This window comes from Achromobacter sp. NCFB-sbj8-Ac1-l, from assembly GCF_052695805.1.
In genome coordinates this window covers 5,440,887-5,460,043 of sequence record NZ_CP199812.1, presented here as the reverse complement: position 1 = coordinate 5,460,043, position 19,157 = coordinate 5,440,887, and the positions used below count along the sequence as shown (strand labels likewise).

Annotated in this window: 21 protein-coding genes and 1 pseudogene; 16 read left to right on the top strand and 6 right to left on the bottom strand. The window is 64.0% G+C overall.

Annotated elements, in window-relative coordinates:
* Positions 1–21 precede the first annotated feature (21 nt).
* Genes ACUDP5_RS25075 through ACUDP5_RS25050 form a run of 6 tightly spaced genes read left to right on the top strand, consistent with a single transcriptional unit; the run spans position 22 to position 3,879 of the window.
* Positions 22–270 (top strand): acyl carrier protein, encoded by a 249-nt coding sequence (locus tag ACUDP5_RS25075; protein ID WP_263909820.1) that lies wholly within the window; start codon positions 22–24, stop codon positions 268–270.
* Between the two features lie 22 nt (positions 271–292).
* Complete coding sequence (locus ACUDP5_RS25070; protein ID WP_263909821.1) at positions 293–1,186, top strand: diiron oxygenase; 894 nt, start codon at positions 293–295, stop codon at positions 1,184–1,186.
* A 14-nt stretch (positions 1,187–1,200) separates the two neighbouring features.
* Complete coding sequence (locus ACUDP5_RS25065; protein ID WP_445657489.1) at positions 1,201–2,157, top strand: NAD(P)H-dependent flavin oxidoreductase; 957 nt, start codon at positions 1,201–1,203, stop codon at positions 2,155–2,157.
* A 56-nt stretch (positions 2,158–2,213) separates the two neighbouring features.
* The gene (locus tag ACUDP5_RS25060; RefSeq protein ID WP_445657488.1) at positions 2,214–2,999 is read left to right on the top strand and encodes a hypothetical protein; all 786 of its coding nucleotides are present in this window, start codon (positions 2,214–2,216) and stop codon (positions 2,997–2,999) included.
* Positions 3,000–3,383: a thioesterase family protein gene (locus ACUDP5_RS25055; protein ID WP_263909824.1), complete on the top strand. Its 384-nt coding sequence runs from the start codon at positions 3,000–3,002 to the stop codon at positions 3,381–3,383.
* Positions 3,358–3,879, top strand: coding sequence for a 4'-phosphopantetheinyl transferase superfamily protein (locus ACUDP5_RS25050; protein ID WP_263909825.1), 522 nt, complete (start codon positions 3,358–3,360; stop codon positions 3,877–3,879). The genes ACUDP5_RS25055 and ACUDP5_RS25050 overlap by 26 nt, the downstream gene beginning before the upstream one ends.
* Before the next feature lie 17 nt (positions 3,880–3,896).
* Here ACUDP5_RS25050 and ACUDP5_RS25045 read toward each other — a convergent pair whose 3' ends face one another.
* Entirely contained in the window at positions 3,897–4,814 is a 918-nt protein-coding gene (locus tag ACUDP5_RS25045; protein WP_445657487.1) for an MBL fold metallo-hydrolase, read from the bottom strand.
* 219 nt (positions 4,815–5,033) lie between these two features.
* Between ACUDP5_RS25045 and ACUDP5_RS25040 the strand changes: the two genes are divergently transcribed.
* From ACUDP5_RS25040 to ACUDP5_RS25030, 3 genes are all read left to right on the top strand, one after another.
* Entirely contained in the window at positions 5,034–5,912 is an 879-nt protein-coding gene (locus ACUDP5_RS25040) for an RNA polymerase sigma-70 factor (protein WP_445657486.1), read from the top strand.
* 122 nt (positions 5,913–6,034) lie between these two features.
* Complete coding sequence (locus tag ACUDP5_RS25035; protein ID WP_445657485.1) at positions 6,035–6,451, top strand: cupin domain-containing protein; 417 nt, start codon at positions 6,035–6,037, stop codon at positions 6,449–6,451.
* A 158-nt stretch (positions 6,452–6,609) separates the two neighbouring features.
* Positions 6,610–7,659 carry a LysR family transcriptional regulator gene (locus tag ACUDP5_RS25030; RefSeq protein WP_445659211.1) on the top strand — a complete coding sequence of 350 codons (1,050 nt, stop codon included), beginning with the start codon at positions 6,610–6,612 and terminating at the stop codon, positions 7,657–7,659.
* Here the strand turns inward: ACUDP5_RS25030 and ACUDP5_RS25025 are convergent.
* The 3 genes from ACUDP5_RS25025 to ACUDP5_RS25015 form a co-directional block, all read right to left on the bottom strand.
* Positions 7,634–8,389: an SDR family oxidoreductase gene (locus ACUDP5_RS25025; RefSeq protein WP_445657484.1), complete on the bottom strand. Its 756-nt coding sequence runs from the start codon at positions 8,387–8,389 to the stop codon at positions 7,634–7,636. The two genes, ACUDP5_RS25030 and ACUDP5_RS25025, sit on opposite strands and share 26 nt — an antisense overlap.
* 9 nt (positions 8,390–8,398) lie before the next feature.
* Positions 8,399–8,878, bottom strand: a complete 480-nt coding sequence (locus ACUDP5_RS25020) for a carboxymuconolactone decarboxylase family protein (RefSeq protein WP_263909831.1) — start codon at positions 8,876–8,878, stop codon at positions 8,399–8,401.
* Between the two features lie 204 nt (positions 8,879–9,082).
* On the bottom strand, positions 9,083–9,973 hold the full coding sequence (locus ACUDP5_RS25015; RefSeq protein WP_263909833.1) for a LysR family transcriptional regulator: 891 nt from the start codon (positions 9,971–9,973) through the stop codon (positions 9,083–9,085).
* A 113-nt stretch (positions 9,974–10,086) separates the two neighbouring features.
* Between ACUDP5_RS25015 and ACUDP5_RS25010 the strand changes: the two genes are divergently transcribed.
* From ACUDP5_RS25010 to ACUDP5_RS24980, 7 genes and pseudogenes are all read left to right on the top strand, one after another.
* Positions 10,087–10,968 carry an alpha/beta hydrolase gene (locus ACUDP5_RS25010; RefSeq protein ID WP_445657483.1) on the top strand — a complete coding sequence of 294 codons (882 nt, stop codon included), beginning with the start codon at positions 10,087–10,089 and terminating at the stop codon, positions 10,966–10,968.
* A gap of 61 nt (positions 10,969–11,029) precedes the next feature.
* Positions 11,030–12,607 carry an ABC transporter substrate-binding protein gene (locus ACUDP5_RS25005; protein WP_445657482.1) on the top strand — a complete coding sequence of 526 codons (1,578 nt, stop codon included), beginning with the start codon at positions 11,030–11,032 and terminating at the stop codon, positions 12,605–12,607.
* A gap of 7 nt (positions 12,608–12,614) precedes the next feature.
* Positions 12,615–13,556 carry an ABC transporter permease gene (locus tag ACUDP5_RS25000; RefSeq protein ID WP_263909839.1) on the top strand — a complete coding sequence of 314 codons (942 nt, stop codon included), beginning with the start codon at positions 12,615–12,617 and terminating at the stop codon, positions 13,554–13,556.
* Positions 13,553–14,410: an ABC transporter permease gene (locus tag ACUDP5_RS24995; RefSeq protein WP_263909841.1), complete on the top strand. Its 858-nt coding sequence runs from the start codon at positions 13,553–13,555 to the stop codon at positions 14,408–14,410. Before ACUDP5_RS25000 ends, ACUDP5_RS24995 begins: the two co-directional genes overlap by 4 nt.
* Positions 14,411–14,484: 74 nt before the next feature.
* Positions 14,485–16,044, top strand: a complete 1,560-nt coding sequence (locus ACUDP5_RS24990) for an ABC transporter ATP-binding protein (RefSeq protein ID WP_263909843.1) — start codon at positions 14,485–14,487, stop codon at positions 16,042–16,044.
* A 34-nt stretch (positions 16,045–16,078) separates the two neighbouring features.
* The gene (locus ACUDP5_RS24985; RefSeq protein ID WP_445657481.1) at positions 16,079–17,389 is read left to right on the top strand and encodes an aminotransferase class III-fold pyridoxal phosphate-dependent enzyme; all 1,311 of its coding nucleotides are present in this window, start codon (positions 16,079–16,081) and stop codon (positions 17,387–17,389) included.
* 4 nt (positions 17,390–17,393) lie between these two features.
* Positions 17,394–17,522: pseudogene (locus tag ACUDP5_RS24980) on the top strand (alpha/beta hydrolase); the annotation flags it as partial.
* 87 nt (positions 17,523–17,609) lie between these two features.
* Here the strand turns inward: ACUDP5_RS24980 and ACUDP5_RS24975 are convergent.
* Both ACUDP5_RS24975 and ACUDP5_RS24970 read right to left on the bottom strand, forming a co-directional pair.
* Positions 17,610–17,975 (bottom strand): hypothetical protein, encoded by a 366-nt coding sequence (locus ACUDP5_RS24975; protein WP_445657480.1) that lies wholly within the window; start codon positions 17,973–17,975, stop codon positions 17,610–17,612.
* Between the two features lie 322 nt (positions 17,976–18,297).
* Positions 18,298–18,972, bottom strand: a complete 675-nt coding sequence (locus tag ACUDP5_RS24970) for a lysozyme inhibitor LprI family protein (RefSeq protein ID WP_445657479.1) — start codon at positions 18,970–18,972, stop codon at positions 18,298–18,300.
* Positions 18,973–19,157: the final 185 nt, after the last annotated feature.

The following is a 19,157-nucleotide window of genomic DNA, read 5'->3' as shown; positions in this document are numbered from 1 at the left end:
ACTTATTGAACCGGAGCCTATATGTCCACACTGACCGTCACCGATACCGAAGCCGAAGTGATCGCCTGGCTGAAGGAGAACCGCAATGCGCAGGTCGAAGGCATCAAAGAGAAGAACCTGATCGAAGAGCGCATCCTGGACAGCATGCAGTTCCTGGACTTCATCATGTTCCTGGGCGAACTGGTGGGACGAGACGTCTCTACCGCCATCACCGTCGAGGACCTGCGCACGGTGGATGCCATCGTCAATTTCGTCCACGTACAGCGCTAGCCCGGGCGGCAAGGAAGTCATCATGGAAATCGACTACGCAAGAATCGGCAGGCTGATGACGCTATCCAAAGGGCGTTCGCATGATCCCTACGAGCGCTTCGAGTGGCCCGCCCATATCCCGGAAGACCAACCCTGGTGCAGCAATGACTTGCTCACGACCTACGGAACGCCGCTGCAGGCGCAATTGGACGCCGCGCAGCAGATACGCCTGAGCAAGTGGGAGGCGGTCAATTTCTTCAGCCTCAACGTGCATGGCATCAAGGGGGTGCTGAGCTTTGTCAGCCGGTGCATCTACGAAGAGCGCTATGCCGATGTGTCCGAGTACCTGCATGTCTTCATGGGCGAAGAGAACTTCCACATGTGGTACTTCGCCAAGGCCTGCCTGGATTATGCGGGAAAGATATATCCGTCGATTCAGCTGCAGGGCGATGCGCAGGCGTCCACGCCGGAACTGGACGATCTGTACATGTTCGCCAGCACGCTGATCTTTGAAGAGTTCGTCGACTACTACAACCATAAGGTCGGCACGACGGACGGCATTACCGAGATCCTCAAGCAGATCAACTACCAGCATCATGTCGACGAATCCCGCCACGTGTCCTTTGGCCGGGAAATGGTGCCCCGCCTGTACCGGCTGGCGCTGGAACGCGCGGACGACCCGGACGCGACCCGGGCAGAAGTGGCGCGCACGGTGACGAACATGTTCCGGTATTTCATCAGCCTGATGTACAACCCGGCTGTGTATGCCGATGCCCAGGTCTACGAGCCGCTGGGATTTCGCAACGGCAACGCCATGCGCAACGCGCTGCGGTCGCACCCGGCGCGCAAGGCCGTCCACGAGCAATGGTTCAAGCGCAGCGCCGCCTACTTCACCAAACAGGGGCTGGTGACGGACTTGAACCTGGCCGCGCTGTAGCGCAGGGGCACACCATGGCGCAGATTGTCAGCAGTTCCCGGGTGGCAGCGCTGTTGGGCGCGCGCTTGCCCGTTCTGCAGGCCGGCATGGGCGGCGTGGCACAGCCGGAACTGGCGGCCGCCGTGTGCGAGGCCGGCGCGTTCGGCATGATAGGCCTGTACCGCCACACGCGTGACGAGATCGGCCAGTTGCTCGCGCAGACCGCCGCGTTGACCCGGGCGCGCTTCGGCGTGAACCTGGTCCCGTTCGTGCTGGATGCGGACGCATTGCTGGATCGGTTGGCCTATGTGGCGGACCGGCCGGAACGGCCGATCGTGACCTTCTTCGGTCTACCTGACCCCGCCGTGCTGCGGGCCTTGCCGACGGGGATGGACTACGGCGTGCAAGGGGGCACCTGGAATGAGCTGGACGCGGCGTTCGATGCCGGTGCGTGCTTCGGGGTGTTGCAGACGACGGAGGCGGGCGGCCATCACCTGGGCAAGACCACGCGCGCGCAAGCGCTGGATCAGGCCGCCCGCCTTGGCGTGGACACGCGCATGGTGTTTCTGAGCGGCGGCATCAGCAATGCGGCCGAGTTGCGCCTGGTATTGGATGCCGGGTTTTCCGGCGCGTTGTGCGGCACGGTCTTCGCGGCCACCCGGGAATCCGCCGCGCACGACCGCTACAAGCAGGCGATCGTGGCAGCCGAGCCCGGCGACACCGTGGTCACCGACCGTTTCAGCGTGGGATGGCATACCCATCGCCACCGGGTGATCCGCAACGCCAGTTGCGGGGGATCGCTGCCGGCGGGCGTGATCGGCTTTGCGCACTATTTTGGAAAACGCTATCCCATCCTGCGTTACAGCGTGGCGGTGCCCACCGCCCACACCGAGGGGTTGATCGAGGACATGGCGTTGTATTGCGGAACGTCCTGCAAGGACACGCATTCCATCCGAACCGTGCGGCAGGTGCTGGCCGACTTGACGGCGTAAGGCGTCGTCCTGTCCGCATTCTCAAGTGCATTCAGGGACTTCCAGGAGATTGCATCGTGATCATCGAAAAACAATGGCATCAGGTAAAGAACGTGCTGCAGGCAAAGCTGGACGACATCTTCTCGATCGCGCCCGACGCCACCGCGGAGTTCGACAGCTTGCTGGCCCATGAAGAGATCAATGCGCTGGGCTATGTACGCAATTTTCCCCATCTGACCTGCGTCATGTGCTCCATCGAAGAAGGCGAGTTGCTGGGATTTGCGCGCGGCCAGCGCAAGCTGGACCGGGATTTCAAGGCGCTCACCGCCGATGTGGCCCTGCTGCCGGCGACCTGCTACAAGGTCTACCTGGGGCTGCAAGGGCAGCGCCTGGACGGCGCGCGGGTGGAATCCTGCATTGCGCGCTGCTTCCGGCACGAAGACAAGGCGTTGGACCGTTACCGCGCCTTCAACTTCACCATGAAGGAATACGTGTACCTGGGCACTGCCGAGGGCGCGCAGGCGCATCTGGAAGCGGGGTACGACCGCCTGTTCTCCTTCTTTGCGCAACTGGGAATCCGCGCGGGTTGCGAAGAAGCCAATGATCCCTTCTTTGATTCAGGCAGTGCCGTGGCGCGCCTGTCTGCGTTGACGCCCACCAAGCGTGAGCTGGTATTCGACGGCCATGCCGTGTCGTCGCTGAACTATCACCGCAACTACTTCGGTGAAAAATTCAATATCCGCCTGGACGACAGTTTCGTGCATACCAGTTGCGTCGCGTTTGGATTGGAGCGCTGGATATCCATGTTCAAGGATCGTTTCGGCAATGCGGCCGATACGCTCGCCGCGCTGGAACACGCCTAGATGGGCGGCCCGATGCTGCAGGCGCAGGCGTTGTTCCAGACAGGCCAGCAGTTCGAGAAGACCTGCGTGGTGGATGCCGCCGCGGGCGCGCTGAACTATGGCGGGGATCTGGACGTGCTGGCCACCCCCGTCATTGTCTATTGGATCGAGTCGTATGCGACGGAGTGCATCCGGTTGGCGGGCGGCGGGCGCTGGGGGTCGGTGGGGCATGCGGTCAGCGTGCGGCACCTGGCGCCGGCGCATCGGGGCAGCGCGGTGCACCTGACGATCACGGTCGAGGCCATGTTCGGCAATTCCCTGCGGTTCAGTGCCCGTGCCGTGGCAGGCGAGGCCGACACCCTGATCGCGACGGGCACGCATGACCGCACCCTCGTCGAACTTTGACGTCACGGTCGTGCTGGGCGCCCAGGGCCCCGCACGTGCCGGGCAGGCCGCGCGCACGAAGCTGGGCAAGCCCTACCTTTCCGGTCTTGCCGGCTTCGGCGTGAGCGACAGTTGCGGTGTGCAGGCGCGGCTATACGCCAACCGCAAGTATGTGGGCATCGATATCGAGCATCTGGACCGGCCCGACCTGGCGGCCCGCCAACAGCGCCTGTCGGCCTGGCTGGCGCGACGGGACCAGGTCGCCGTGGATTTCCTGCCCGGCTGGGTCGCCCGCGAGGCTTGCGCGAAAAGCGTGGGACTGGGGTTGCTGCATGCGTTGCCACGCTTGTCCATCACCTGGACGCGGCCGCTCGGCCCAGGCGGGAAGGAAGAAATCGGCCTGGTCTTCAGCCGCTGGCGATTCGTCGCGCGGTGCGAGCGGGTCGGCAGGGTGCTGCTGTGCGTGTGCTATCGGCAGGAATATGGCAAGCCCCGCATGGCGGTGCTGCAGCCTTGACCAGGACGCGGGGCCGGTCAGTAATCCCAGATGACCGGAACCCAGCGAAACGCGTCGCCATGGACGGCGACCCGTCCGACGGACGGGAACGGCAGATGAGCCGCCACCAGCAGCCCGCCGTTGCTGGCGAGCTCCTGGAAGAGGCCGATGCGGACGCGGGCCGATTCTTCGGGATCATGCTCGAAGCCGTTGTGCCAGTCGGGGTGGTCAAAAGCCACCGGGAACATGGCGTCGCCGGCAAAGGTCAGGCGGTCGCCGCCTGACACCAGGTCGACGACGCTGTGCCCCGGGGTATGGCCCCCTGTCAGGCGGACGCTCACCCCCGGCGCCACTTCGTGCGTGTCCTCGAAAAGGCACAGTCGATCGCGGTATTCGTTGTAGAACGCGGTGGCGGTGGCACGGAGCACGTCGGGCACCGGCCTGGGCATGACGGTATGGGTGAAATCGGGCGATGTCCAGAACGCGACTTCGGTGGCGGACACATGGATGCGCACGTCCGGGCGCAGACGTTCTTTCACGCCGGCAACCAGCAACCCGCCCACGTGGTCCATGTGCATATGGGTGATGATCACGTCCGTTACGGATTCCAGGGCGATGCCTGCGGACGCCAGCCGTTGAGGAAATTGGCCGGCACGCGGAAAGCCCGGGAACTGCCCGCCCAACCCGGCATCGATCAGGATCGTCTGGTCGCCACGACGGGCCACCATCACATTCAGCGGCCAGTCGAATGCGTCCGGCGGCATGCACATGTGGCGCAGCCAATCCGCCAGGTCGGCCGGGTCGGCGTTGGTGGCCATCGTCGACGTGGGCAAGGGCAGCACGCCATCGCTGATCACCAGCGCGTCGATGTCTCCTATCTGCACGGCGTAACGGGACGGAACCAGATCGATGGGCTCGCGGTGGTCGCAAGGCAAGGTATGGTCTGTGGAAAGCATGGCGTATGCTCCTGAACAGGGGGTGAGGATTGCCTGGCACGGCTGCTGCCGCTGCGGCCTGGAAAGTGAAGGCATCGTAGGTCTGCCGCCCGGCATGCGGTAGATCCGCGGCGGGAAGCACGCTGTTGTGCTGCGCGCACCAATATCCTTGTCGCTGCCCGGTGGCTACGGCAAAATGCCTTTCTTCCCGTGTTGCCTTGCCTGGCGTTGCCCCTTTCCATGACTGACTCCTTGCTCCTTTTCGAGCGTCACCGTCCGCGCCTGTACGCGATCGCCTACCGCATGCTGGGGACGGTGGCCGAGGCGGAAGACGTGGTGCAGGAAGCATGGTTGCGTTGGAATGGCGCGGATCGCTCGGCGGTGCAGAACGCGGAAGCCTGGCTGGTCACCGCCACGACCCGCTTGTCGATCGACCGCCTGCGCGCGGCCAAGGCCGAACGGGAACATTACGCGGGGGTCTGGCTGCCCGAGCCGATGCTGATGGCCGCGCCCGCCACGCCCGAACAGATCCATGAACAAGCCGACGACGTGTCGGTGGCTTTTCTGTACCTGCTGGAGTGCCTGTCGCCGGACGCCCGCGCGGCCTTCCTGATGCGAGAGGTCTTCGATGCCGACTATGAAGACATCGCGCTGACGCTGGACAAGACCCAGCCAGCCGTGCGCCAGCTCGTGCGGCGGGCCAAGCAGCAATTGAGCCAGGGCGCGCCTCGCCAGGCCGTGCCGCGTGCGACGTTGCAACGCCTGCTGCACGCTTTTGCCGATGCGATGCAGCGCAGCGATTTTCACGGCTTGCATGCGCTCTTGAGCGACGACGCCGAGCTCATCGGCGACGGGGGCGGCAAGGTATCCAGCTTTGCCAGCCTGGTGGGCGGAAAACGCCTGGCGCAGCTGTTCTACGCCGGCAAGCGCCGGTACCGCGATGCCCTGCGCGTTGACGTGGTCCAGGTGAACGGGCAATGGACCTTGCTGCGCTTCATCGATGGCGAACTTGAATCGGTGCACGCCTGCGAAACCGATGGCGAGCGCCTGACGCGCATCCTGGTGCAACGCAATCCGGACAAGCTGGCACGCATCTCGGCCGCGCTGGCGCAGGGTTGAGACCGGGATCGGGCGAGGGCGTTGGTGCCTGCGCGGCAACACGGTGATCCCCCGCGGGGGCCTACCGCGGTGCGATGGGTGCTCCTACGATGGGGCTTCCCCAACGTTGCCAAGGATCGGCCATGTCAAAGCTCACGAAATTCGCACTGCCCCTTCTCGCCGCCGCGCTGTTCAGCCCGTTTGCCCACGCCGCGTCCGGGGCGGCCCCGGCCGACGCCATCGTCACGGAGCTGATGCACAGGAACCTGCCGGACATCCCGGGCAAGGACGCGCAGATGATCGTCGTCGACTACCCGCCCGGCGCGGCCGATCCCATCCACCGCCACGATGCCCATAGTTTCGTCTACGTACTCGAAGGCAGCATCGTCATGCAGGTCAAGGGGGGCAAGGAAGTGACGCTGACCCCCGGGCAGACCTTCTACGAAGGCCCCCAGGATATCCACACCGTGGGCCGCAATGCCAGCCAGACACAGCCCGCCAGGTTCCTGGTGGTCCTGGTCAAGAAGCAGGGCGCGCCGGTCCTGACGCCCGTTCATTAAGGGACGAATAAGGCGAGTCCCGGCTTCCGACGCTGCAAGCCCGTCCGTGTGGCGGGGGGCTTTCCTCCCGGAGGCATTCTTTTTTTTGCGTGCATTGTCACAGAATGGCCCGGCGCGCCGTCTTATGGGTAGGATCAACCTACTTGCGACGCCGCCCCATGCCGCCCTCTCTTTCCGCTTCGCCGGCCCTTGCCTGCGCCAACGGCCCGGATTCCCTGGCCGACAGTTTCGCGACCAGCTATGCCGGCGTCATGGCGTTCATCGCCGTTGCCGTGGAAGGCAATTTCGCCAAGGCCGGTGACCGGCTGGGCATCGGCCGATCGGCCGTCAGCCGCAGTGTGCAAAAGCTGGAAGACCAGCTGGGCGTGCGGCTGTTCGTTCGCACCACGCGCAGCACCTCGCTGACTGCCGAGGGCCAGCGCTTCTATGAGGCGTGCCATCCCGGCGTGGATGGAATAATTCGTGCCCTGGACGACATGCGCGACCTGCGCGAGGGCCCGCCTTCGGGGCAATTGCGCGTGTGTTCCACGGTGGGCTTCGGCCGCAAGGTCGTGGCGCCGCTGCTGCACGGATTCCGCCAGGCCTACCCGAACATCGCGGTCGAACTGTTGCTGGATGACGGGCCGACCGACTTCGCCGCGGACCGCGTCGACGTGTCGTTGCGCAATGGCCGGATGGAAGACAGCCGCGTGATCGCCAAGAAGGTGATTCCCATGCAGATGATGTTATGTGCGTCGCCCGCGTACGTGGCCAGGCACGGCCTGCCGGACAGCGTCGACGCCATCTCCGGCCATCAGTGCGTGAACTTCCTGTTCGCGTCGGGGCGAGTCTACGAATGGGAATTCAAGGTGGGCGGCCAGTTGCGCAAGGTGGCGCCGTCCGCCATGCTCACTTTCAACGACGCCGACCTGGTGCTGCAGGCGGTGCTCGATGGCCACGGCATTGCGCAGATGGCGGGCTACCAAATCTGCGATCACCTGCGTGCGGGCCGCCTGGTCGCCTGCCTGCCGCAATACGCGCCGGACGACCGAGGGCATTACCTGTGCTTCCTGAGCCGCGCGCATTTGCCGGCGCGCATGCGCGTCTTCATCGACTACATGACCGAGGGCATCCGTGCCCAGGACCTGCAGATATTGGACGGCCTGCCGACCGCGCCATCAGCGCACACCGCGCAGCGCGGTGCTACTTTCTTGCGCCGGACCGGCTGAACCAGGTTTCGAAGTCGATCTTCCCCAGCCACGCACCGGCGCCTGGCACCAGCGTGTCATCGTCGAGCAAGGCGCCAAAGTACCGCGCTTGCGGGTCTGCCCGCACGCTGCGCGCGTCGCCGGTTTTATGCAGGTAGCGCTGCGCCAGCTCGGCCAGGCGGACCCGTTCGGGACCGGCGATTTCCACCGTGCCGCTCACCGGCGCGGCCAACGTGGCGTCAGCCATGGCCAGGGCCACCTCGTCGGACGCGATCGGCTGCACGAAGGCGGGCGACAGGCATACTTCGCCGCCCTCGGCCCCCGACTGCACAATGCCGCCCAGGAACTCGAAGAACTGCGTGCTGTGCACGATGGTGTAGGGGACGCCAGCGGCCACGATCAATTGCTCCTGGGCGATCTTGCCGCGGAAGTATCCGCTTTCGGCCAGGCGATGCGTGCCCACCACGGACAGCGCCACGTGGTGGCGCACGCCGGCGCGGGCTTCTGCCGCCAACAGGTTGCGTCCCGAAACCTGGAAGAATTCGAGCACGGCCCTGTCTTCGAACGACGGCGAATTGGCCACATCGACCACCGTATCCACGCCCGCGAGCGCCTCATCCAGGCCTGCGCCGGTGATCGTATTGACGCCCGTGGCCGGGGATGCGGCCATGGCTTGGTGGCCGCGCTCGGTGAGCCGCTTGACGAGTTTGGAGCCGATCAGGCCCGTCCCGCCGATTACCAGGATTTTCATGATGCGTCCTCAGTTGAACTTGGCCTTGTCCAGGCCATATGCCTTGTCGGCCGAACCGGGGACGGTCCGGAACCCCACGTTCAGGCGATTCCAGCCGTTGATCGCCATGACGGCAAAGCTGAGGTCCGAGATTTCCTTTTCGGACAATTGGGTTCGGACGCGTTCATAGATGTCGTCGGGCACGCCCTGCGCGCCCAGGGTGGTGAGGGCCTCGGTCCACGCCAGGCAGGCGCGTTCGCGCGGCGAGAATTCGGTGGATTCGCGCCAGATGGCGACGTGGTGCAGACGCAGTTCGCGTTCACCGTGGATCTTGGCCTGCTTCACATGCATGTCCAGGCAGAAGCCGCAGCCATTGATCTGCGAGGCGCGGATCTCGATCAGGTCCAGGATGGATTGCTCGATCGTCCCGGACTTCAAAAGCATGCCGAACTCGACGAATTTCTTGAAGAGCTCGGGTGACAGCGCGAAAGCGTTCAGGCGTTGACTCATGATGATTCCCTCGATGGATTGGCGTGTTTCGGCCATGCCGGACCTGGCCTGGCGCGTGTGTGGATGACGCCCAGATCGTAGGTCCGCAGGGAAATCAGCAGTAGGCCCGGCCGAGGGATCATGGTGTTGCCGCGATGGCAACAATCGGCGGCAGGCCAGGGGGGGCGAACGGGCCATGTCTGCCCGAGCATGGCGGCGCGCTGTCTAGGGGATGCCGCGTGAATCCAGGGCGACGCGCAACGACCTGATGATCTCGCCTGTGAGATGGCGTTTGCGGCCTTGTTCCACGATGCTGATGCTGCGCAATTCCTGGGGGCCGGGCAGCGACAGCACTTTCAAGGCCGGGTCTTCATTCCAATAGACGTTTTGCAGAAGGGGGACGAGGCTGACTCCCACTTGCTGGCGCACCAGCGCCGCGATGCCAAGAATGGAATTGAGCTCCAGGATTTCCTGCGGTTTGACCCTCAGGCGGCGCAATACTCTGTCGGCTTTGGAGCCGGTGGCCGTATTGCGGTCATAGCGAATATAGGGCTGGGTGGCCAGCAGCGCTGTGATGTCCGGCGTCCTGGCATAGGCCTCGGCGCTGGTCAGCAAGACCAGGGGTTCGTCATACAGCCGGGAGCAGCTCAGGCCTTTGAAGTCCTGGCGGGGCGACTTCACCACCACGGCGGCGTCCAGCTCGCCGGCCAGCAGCAGTGGCGCCAACTCATCGGAGCGCGCACTGGTCAGTGTGACGGACACCTTGGGATGAACGGCCTTGAGCTGCACCAGGCAATTGGCCAGCAGGCCCATCGCCGAAATGATGCCGCCGACGGTGATTTCGCCTTCCATGCGCACGTCATGATCGGGGTCTTCCAGCATCGCGTCGTAATCGGCCACCAGGCGCCTGGCGCGCGGAAGCAAAAGCAACCCTTCGCGGCTCAAACTCGTCTGCCTGTGATTGCGCGCAAACAGCGCGCGGCGCATTTCGTCTTCAAGCGCGCGCATTTGCTGGCCCACGGCGGCGCTGGTCAATGCCACCCGGTCGGCAGCAGCGGCAAAGCTGCCTTCCTCAGCGACAGCGATAAATGTTCTGAGAAATCGGATGCTGCTCATGTCGAGTCGGTTTTGGGTAAAGAAACACTTTACTCTAATTAAAATTAAATTAGATTTTCTTTGTTCAGGTGCTGACGGATACTGCGGGTCTTTCTCATTGAGTGGTTTAGACCATGAGCACTGCTATTCCGGATTCCCAGGCCGAACTGCTGGCGCGGCAGGCCGCGCGACGTCTCTACGATCAAGGGCCGACGACGGTCTATTCGCATGCGGGCGACACGCGCTTCGCCTATTGCCTTTATGTTCCGGAGTCCATCGAAGATGCAACGCGTCCGGTGGACCTGGTGGTCGTGGTGCATGGTTCCAACCGTGCGATGGAGACCTATCGGAACAGCTTTGCCGAGTTTGGCCGCTGGAACGACTGCATCATCCTCGCACCGCTGTTTCCCGTGGGCGTGCTGGGCGATGGCAATGGCGACGGCTACAAGCAAATTATCGAGGGCGATATCCGCTACGACCAGATCCTGCTGGATATGGTCGCCGAGGTCGGCAAGAAGTACGGCCGCAACTTCGACACCTTCGCGCTCTTTGGCTATTCGGGTGGGGGCCAGTTCACCAATCGCTTCTGCTATCTGCATCCCGATCGGCTGTGGGCCGCGTCGATCGGCGCACCAGGTTCGGTCACGCTGTTGGACACCGAGCGCAAGTGGTGGGTGGGTGTCGCCGATATGGAGACACGTTTTGGCAAGGCGCTGAACCTGGACGCCCTGCGTCAGGTGCCTATCCATATGGTGGTGGGCGCAGCCGACCTCGAAACCTGGGAGATCACCCATCGCCCTGGCGGCAAGCACTACATGGAAGGCGCCAATGACGCGGGCCGCACCCGACCCGAGCGGCTGGAACGTCTGCGCGCCAGCTTTGAAGCCGCCGGGGTGAATGCCACGCTGGACCACATCCCCAATGTGCCCCACATGGGCATCAAGGTCATGCCAGCCGCGCAGAAGTTCTTTGCGGCGGTGTTGCGCCAACGGCGGGCGCGCCCGGTGCAGCAATAAGCACAGGCGGCATGGCCTGGATACGGCCATGGCGCCCATCCCATTGAAGGAGGAGTACTTCATGCGCAACACTGTAAAGATCGCCTTGGGCTACGCCGCGTTGGCCTTGGGCCTGGCGATGGCCGGGGCTCACGCTGCCGAGCCATCACGCATCCAGGTCGGCATCAGCGGAGATATCCGCAGCACCGACCCCGGCGTCAACCGGGACGAGAACACCGACGCCGTCGTCATGCATATGGTGGAGGGCCTGGTGGCCTACCGCGAGGACGCCACCGTGGGCCCCATGCTGGCCGAATCGATCAGCGTTTCCGACGATGGGCGCAGCTACCGCTTCACGTTGCGCAAGGGCGTGCGCTTTCATAATGGTACGCCGCTGACAGCCGCCGAGGTCCTGTGGACCTGGCGCCGCTACCTGGATCCGAAGACCCAATGGCGCTGCCTGGCCGACTTCGATGGCCGTGGCCTGTTGAAGGTGCAAGACATCAGCAGCCCGGATCCGATGACCGTGGTCTTCACGCTGGAACAGCCCAACGCCCTGTTTCTGGCGACCATGGCCAGGACCGATTGCGGCGGGACCGGCATTCTGCATCCGGACTCGCTGACGCCAGAGGGGGCCTGGCGCGCCCCGGTCGGCACCGGCCCCTTCAAGGCGGGGCAGTGGCAACGCGGGCAATACATCGAACTGCAACGCTTTGCCGGCTACGCCGCGCGTGCCGAGGCCAAGCCGGATGGCTATACCGGCAACAAGCAGGCGCTGGTGGATCAAGTGCGTTTTGTCGTGATCCCCGACAACGCGACGGCCAAGGCGGCGCTGATGGCGCGTGGCATCGATCTGCTGCCCGACGTCACGGCGACGGACGCGGCCGATTTGAAACTGGCCAAGGGTTTGACGATCCAGGTCAGCCCCGCCATGTCCATCAACGGCTTGCTGTTCCAGACCCATGACCCTTTGCTGAAGGATGTGCGCATTCGCCGCGCCATTGCGCTGTCGCTCGACTACGGGCAGATGGTGGCCACGCTGTCCAGCGGTCTGTCGCAGGTCAACAACTCGCCCGTGCCCAGCAGCAGCACCTACTATGACGCCGCCACGGCCAAAGGCCATGGCACCGATCTGGCCGAGGCGCGCGCCTTGCTCAGTGCCGCCGGCTATCGCGGCCAGCCGATCAGGATGATCGTGAACAAGCGCTATCCGCAGATGTTCGATATGGGCATTCTGAGTCAGGCCATGCTGGCGGCCGTGGGCATCAACATCCAGATGGAAACGCTTGAATGGGGCACGCAGCTCGAACGCTACCAGAGCGGCAACTATCAAATGATGTCGTTCTCTTATTCGCCGCGCTTCGATCCGGCGTTGAGTTTCGAGCAACTGCTGGGCGACAAGTCCAAGGAAGCCCGCAAGGTCTGGGACAACGCTGACGCCATCGGCATTCTGCACCAAGCCATGCGTGAGGCCGAGCCGGCTAAGCGCCAGGCGCTGTTTGATCAGTTGCATGGCATGCTGATCCAGGACGTTCCCATGGTCATCATCTACAACGGCACCGCCATCGGCGCCTTCCGTGATGGCATTCAAGGCTATCGAACCTGGCCGATTTCCAAGCCGCGCCTGTGGGGTGTGTCCTTGGCGGCGACCGCGAAATAGGCCGGCCATGTTGCGATTCTTCGTTCAGCGCCTGGGCATGGCGCTGCCCACACTGCTGCTGATCTCCATCATGGTGTTCGGCCTGATCCGCTTTATCCCCGGGGATCCTGCCCTGCTGATGCTGGGCGATATGGCAGACGCGCACAGCCTGGCCGAGATGCGCAGGACCCTGGGTCTGGATCACTCTTTCCTGACCCAATACCTGATCTGGATCCGGGCGGTGTTGGGCGGCGATTTCGGCTTGTCCATCAGCAGCAGCCAGCCGGTGCTGGATCTGCTGGTCGAGCGCTTCAGCGTCAGCGCCGTCATCGTCCTGATCTCGGTGGGCCTGGCGGTACTGCTGGCCGTGCCGGTCGGCCTCTACGCGGCCTGGAAGCAGAACAGCCTGATGGATCTGGGCCTGGTTGCCAGCGCCACCTTGCTGCTGTCGATTCCGGCCTTCTGGCTGGGCTTGCTGCTGCTTTACCTGTTCGGCATGAAGTTGGGCTGGCTGCCTATCGTTGGCTACGTCAGCGTCAGTGCGGATCCCTTGCGAGGGCTGAGCTATCTGGTCCTGCCCGTGGTGACGCTGACGCTGGTGGAGTTCGGCTCGATTGCCCGCATGGCGCGCGCCAGCACGATCGAGGTCTTGCGGCTGGAATACATCGCGCACGCCCGCGCCAAGGGCCTGTCGGAAACGGCGGTGTTGTGGGGCCATGCCTTGCGCAACGCCTTTGCGCCGACCTGGACGCTGGTGGGCCTGATCCTGGGCAATCTGCTGGGCGGCATCGCGGTGCTGGAAACCGTCTTCACCCTGCCGGGCATCGGCCGGCTCATGGTGGATTCGATTTTTGCTCGCGACTATCCCGTCCTGCAGGGATGTCTTTTGTTGATCACCAGCATCTATGTCGTGGTGAATCTGGTCGTCGACCTGCTGTATCCGGTCTTTGATCCCAGGGTGAAACTATGAATGGCAACGCCATCTCTTTGCCTGCCGCACCTGCGCGGCGCCGCAGCCTGCCGGCGCTCAATGCCTTGATCGGTGGCGGCCTTCTGCTGGGTCTGGTCGCGCTGGCCCTGCTGGGCCTGGTGTGGACGCCGTATGACTCGCTGAAGCTGAATCTGGGTCTTCGCCTTCAGGCGCCGAGCGCGCTGCATTGGCTGGGTACGGACGAGTTCGGCCGCGATGTCCTGAGCCGTCTCATCGTTGGCGCCTCGACCAGCCTGTGGATCAGCCTCTTGTCCGTGGGGGTGGCCCTGGTATGCGGCACCATGATAGGCATGCTGGCCGGCTACCTGCGAGGCTGGACCGACCGCATCCTGATGATGTTCAACGACGCCTTGCTGGCCTTCCCCGGCCTGTTGCTGGCGCTGGGCATCATGGCCGTCTTGGGGGCAAGCCAGTACAGCATTGTGCTGGCCCTGGGCATGGCCTATACGCCGTCGGTGGTGCGTGTGGTCCGCGGCAGCGTCTTGTCGCTGCGTGAACGCGAGTTCATCGAGGCGTCCAGAGTCATCGGCAATTCCGAGCTGTACACGATGTTCCGCCACATCGTTCCCAATTGCCTGGCGCCGGTGTGCGTGCTGGCAACCAGCATGTTCGGCTGGGCCCTGCTGTCAGAGAGCGCTTTGAGCTTTCTGGGCCTGGGCGTGCCGCCACCAGCCGCCACCTGGGGCAGCATGTTGGCTGCCAGCCGTCCGTATATCGCTTCGGCCGCATGGTTGGGCGTGTTTCCCGGTGTGCTGATCAGCGTGGCCTTGCTGGGTATCAATCTGTTTGGCGATGCCTTGCGCGATCGCCTCGATCCGCGCATGAGGAAGTGAGCATGACCGAGAAAGCGCCACTATTGTCTGTCAAGCAACTCAGGATACGTGCCGGTCTGGATGGACCGCTGGCCGTGAATGACGTGAGTTTCGAGCTTGCGCCGGGCGAGATCCTTGCCTTGGTGGGCGAGTCGGGCAGCGGCAAGACCATGGCCGCCCGCGCCGTGATCGGCCTTTTGCCCGCACCCATGCAGATGGCTGGCGGCAGCATCGGCTTCAAGGGCCAGGTCCTGGACACGCAGAACGCCCGCGCCTTGCGGCGTGTGCGCGGAGCCGAGATCGGCATGGTGTTCCAGGAGCCCATGGTGTCGCTCAATCCGGCTTTGACCATCGGCCGGCAAATGAGTGAGGCCCTCAAGCTGCATACCCGTCTGAGCGCCGCCGATATTCGACGGCGCTGCCTGACCATGCTGGAGCGCATCGGCATCAAGGACCCGGTGCGCTGCCTGACCGCCTATCCGCATGAATTCTCGGGCGGCATGCGCCAGCGCATCATGCTGGCATCGGTCATGCTGCTGCGTCCGGCCCTGTTGATCGCCGATGAACCGACGACGGCGCTGGACTGCCTGGCGCAATTGGACGTCATCGATCTGATGCTGGAGCTGACCCGCGAGCAGGGTACCGCAGTGCTCTTCATCAGCCATGATCTTTCGCTGGTGGCGCGCTACGCCAACAAGGTCGTCGTCATGCGCAATGGGCAAGCGGTCGAGCAGGGGCCGACGGCCTCCATCCTGCTCAAGCCGCAAGCCGAGTACACCCGCCAGTTGCTGGAGGCGCTGCCGCGCCGTGGCGTACTGCCCCCTTTGCCCGAGGCCGGCGCACCGCTGGTCGAGGTCAAAGGCGTGTGCATCGAGTACCCGGGGCAGCGCAGCTTCTGGCGGCGCAGCGCCGCCTGTCGCGTAGTGCACAGCGTCGACCTCAGCATCGCGCCGGGTGAAACGTTGGCCCTGGTGGGCGGCAGCGGCTCGGGAAAGACCTCGCTGGGGCGCGCCGTGGCGGGTTTGGTCAAGCCCAGCGCTGGCAGCATCGAGTTTGAAGGCGTGGATCTGCTCAGGTCGATCCATCGCAGCACCCGCCTGCAATGCCAGATGATCTTCCAGGACCCCTATTCTTCTCTGGATCCCCGCATGCGGGTCGGGCAGATTCTGGAAGAGCCCTTGCGCCATAGCGATGACCTGAACGAATCGCAGCGTCGCGTGCGAGTGGCGGAAACGCTGACTGATGTCGGCTTGAACCCGTCGTTCCGCGACCGTTTCCCGCATCAGCTGTCTGGCGGCCAGCGTCAGCGTGTGGCCATCGGCCGCGCCCTGGTGCGACGGCCGAAGATGGTCATTGCCGATGAGCCGATCTCGGCGCTGGATATGACCATCCAGAAGCAGATTCTGGACCTGTTCGAACGCTTGCAGAAGCAATACGGGTTTGCCTGCCTGTTCATCTCGCATGATCTGGCGGCAGTCGAACGGATCGCGCATCGCGTCGCGGTGATGAGCCAGGGAGAAATCGTGGAAGTCGCCAGCCGCGATGCCTTGTTCGACAAGCCGCAACACCCCTACACACGCAAATTGCTGGCAGCCGCCAGCCCGCTGGAGCGACTGGCGGACGGCGGCTATCGCGTCCGCCTGGCGCAGGCCTGAGCCGGCTTGCGTTTCAACCATTCAAGGAGATTCCATGACCGACGCCAGTTCCGTTTCCGATGCATTCTGGGCGCCTTTCACTCCCATGCGGCAGTTTCAACAGCAGCCCGTGATGTTCGATAGCGCCGAGGGCATGTACTACCGCACGCCCGACGGCCGCGACATTCTGGATGCCATGGCCGGCCTGTGGTGCGTCAACGCCGGTCACGGCCAGCCCAGCATTGTGCAGGCCATTCAGCAAGCTGCCGCTCGCCTGGACTTCGTGTCCTCGTTCAAGATGAGTCACCCGGCCGCCCAGGCCATGTCGGACGCCTTGATCGCCTTGGCGCCCGAAGGCATGACCAAGGTGTTCTTTACCAACTCTGGTTCCGAAGCCGTCGACACGGCCTTGAAGATTGCACGCGCCTACCATCAGGCACGCGGAGACTGCCGCCGCACCAAGCTGATCGGCCGGGCCAAGGGCTATCACGGCATGGGTTTTGGCGGCCTTTCCGTCTCGGGGATTGGCCGCCAGAAGCGCGACTTCGGCCCGCTGCTGGGCGAAGTCAGCCATTTGCCGCTGCCGTATGACGCCAGCATGCGCTTTAGCGCGGGGCAACCCGAGCAAGGCGCCAGCTATGCGGAGGCCCTTGCACAATTGCTCGATATCCAGGACCCGAGCACGGTCGCCGCCGTCATTGTCGAGCCGGTAACCGGGTCGGGCGGCGTCTATCCGCCACCGGTCGGTTATCTGCAGCGCTTGCGCGAACTGTGCACGCAGCACGGCGTGCTGCTGATTTTCGACGAAGTGATCACCGGCTTCGGCCGGATTGGCGGCAACTTCGCCTCGCAGGTGTTTGGCGTGACCCCGGACTTGATGACCGTGGCCAAGGGGTTGACCAATGGCGCGGTGCCCATGGGCGGCGTCATCGTCGGGAGCGGTGTGTATGAGGCCTTCATGGCCGGCCCGCCACAAGTGGTGGAACTGATGCACGGCTACACCTATTCCGCGCATCCGCTGGCGTGCGCCGCCGGCCTGGCGACGCTTCGTTTGCATCAGGAACTGGATATCAACGCCCTGGTTCGGGCGATCAGTCCCATCTGGCAGTCCAGTGCGCTGGCGCTCAAAGGCCTGCCCCATGTCAATGACGTGCGCAGCATAGGCTTGTTGTGCGCCGTGGACCTGGCGCCGCGGGCCGGGGCGCCAGGGGGGCGAGGCGCCGAGGTCGCCCGCTATTGCTTCGACCATGGCGTGCTGGTGCGCGCGTCCGGCGACATGATCGTGATTTCGCCGCCGCTTATCATCAGCCCTGCCCAGGTCGAGCAGATATTTGAATGTTTGCGGCGGGCGCTTTTGCTCGAATGAAACGTTGAATCAGCGCGTGGTGCAAGTGCCCGGAGTGGGCCACAACAACCTGGGGATGTTCACGTCGGTGTGCGGCATTGCCGTATTGTTTGATCGCCCCGTTCCGGCGAGCTGTCCGGTGATGGGGCGATGACGCCGGGGAGACCGGCGCGGTCCTGCTGCGGGTGTCGGCACGTGGCCTGTCAAGGCGCCAGGCGGGGAAAACCGGCGCGCGGTCGCCCTACAGGGTCGGTTGCGGAATCGGCGTGTCTTTAGGAAGCGAGCCCGAGATGCGTTTCGGGCAATCCGAAATGCCCCATTTGGTCACCACGCCCTTTTCGATCATGAATTTTTCCTGGCAGACGTGGTAGGCGGACATGGGGCCCCAGATATCTTCGTACGAAATGATCTTTGCCCCGCTTTCAAGCGTATAGCTCTTCTTGGGCGGACCCCATTTGGAAATCAGTTGCTCTTCCGTGCTGCCGACCCAGGCCGCATTGACGTCGTTGTAGGTCTTGTTCCGCTTGCCGGTCAGCATGTTCATCTGTCCGGAAGTACATCCCGCGAGCAGCGATGGCAGGATAACCAGCAGTGCAATTTTTTTCATTTTGACTGTCACCTTGGATGTCGACTGTTGAGAGATGGGGCCTTGACGCCGTACGTCATTGAATGCACGTTGCGGGCCCTTGTGCCATGCCCGGCGCAGGCCGGGCCGCGAATAGCCTTCGCTAGGATGGGCTTTTGGGCGTCAATGTATCAGAAACCCTGCGGCCTGGCCGCAGAACGGCGGGCAATCAGGCCTGCGCGGTTCACCGATACGTGGCCGTTCATGGATGGGCCTATCTGCCCGACTGCCTGACGGAGCTGCTGATCGAACACTTCGGCCAGTCGCCGCATGTTGCGGGAACGGGCACGGACGGAAGGCGGGGTCAGCGCACCGCGAACCAGTCGCCGGCCAAGCTGCCTTTGCGGCCGCAGAAGGGCGGGCCGAAGCCGTCGTCCTCGACGCCGGCGGGCGGAATTTGACGCACGACCAGCACGGCGCCCCGGCGGGTCATGGAAAGGGCCCAGGGCGGGCCGTCCTGGTAGGTGACCTTGAGGGTGTCGCCCGAGACGGTTGCCTTGCCGCTCAGGTCGCAGACCCACAGGCCGCGATAGGGCTGGTTCGAGTTGGCCGCCACGAACAGCTGGCCATCGGCGGTTTGCGTGATCTCGATTTCACCTTCGATGTTCTTCCACTTGCCGACGAAGCCGGCGGGCGGCTGCGGGTTGATGGCCTTCAGGAACGCCAGGCGAGCGCGCATGCTGGTGGAGATTTCCTGGAAAGGCGTGCTGCCCTTGAAGGGATCGGCATAGATGTTCTCGCGCACGCCTATGAAATAGCGCTGGTCGGCTGCCAGCGCTTTGGCGGCATCGGGGTCCAGCTGGTCCCGCACGGCCTTGTATTGCTGTGCGATGGCGTTGTCCTGGTCGGCCAGTACCGAGTTGCCACACAGGGATTTTTCGACCGGGGTGGCCGCTTTGGCGCAGTTGAACGAGGGGGCGGCCGCGGCGCTGCCGGCCAGGGTCATCGACGCTGCCAGGACCAGATGACGGATCATCATAGGGGGATGCTCTCCAGAAGACGTGCACGGTCGGCTTGCCCGTTGGCGCCGAGGTCGGGGCTCAGTGTACCGGGTTCGCCGTTCGCGTCATCCCGGTGTCATGTCCGGGTCATATCGCCGGGCTAGCCTGCTGGCCGGTGTCGCCTTGTTCGGGCGTGCGCCGGCCCTGTTCCCTTTCCCGACGT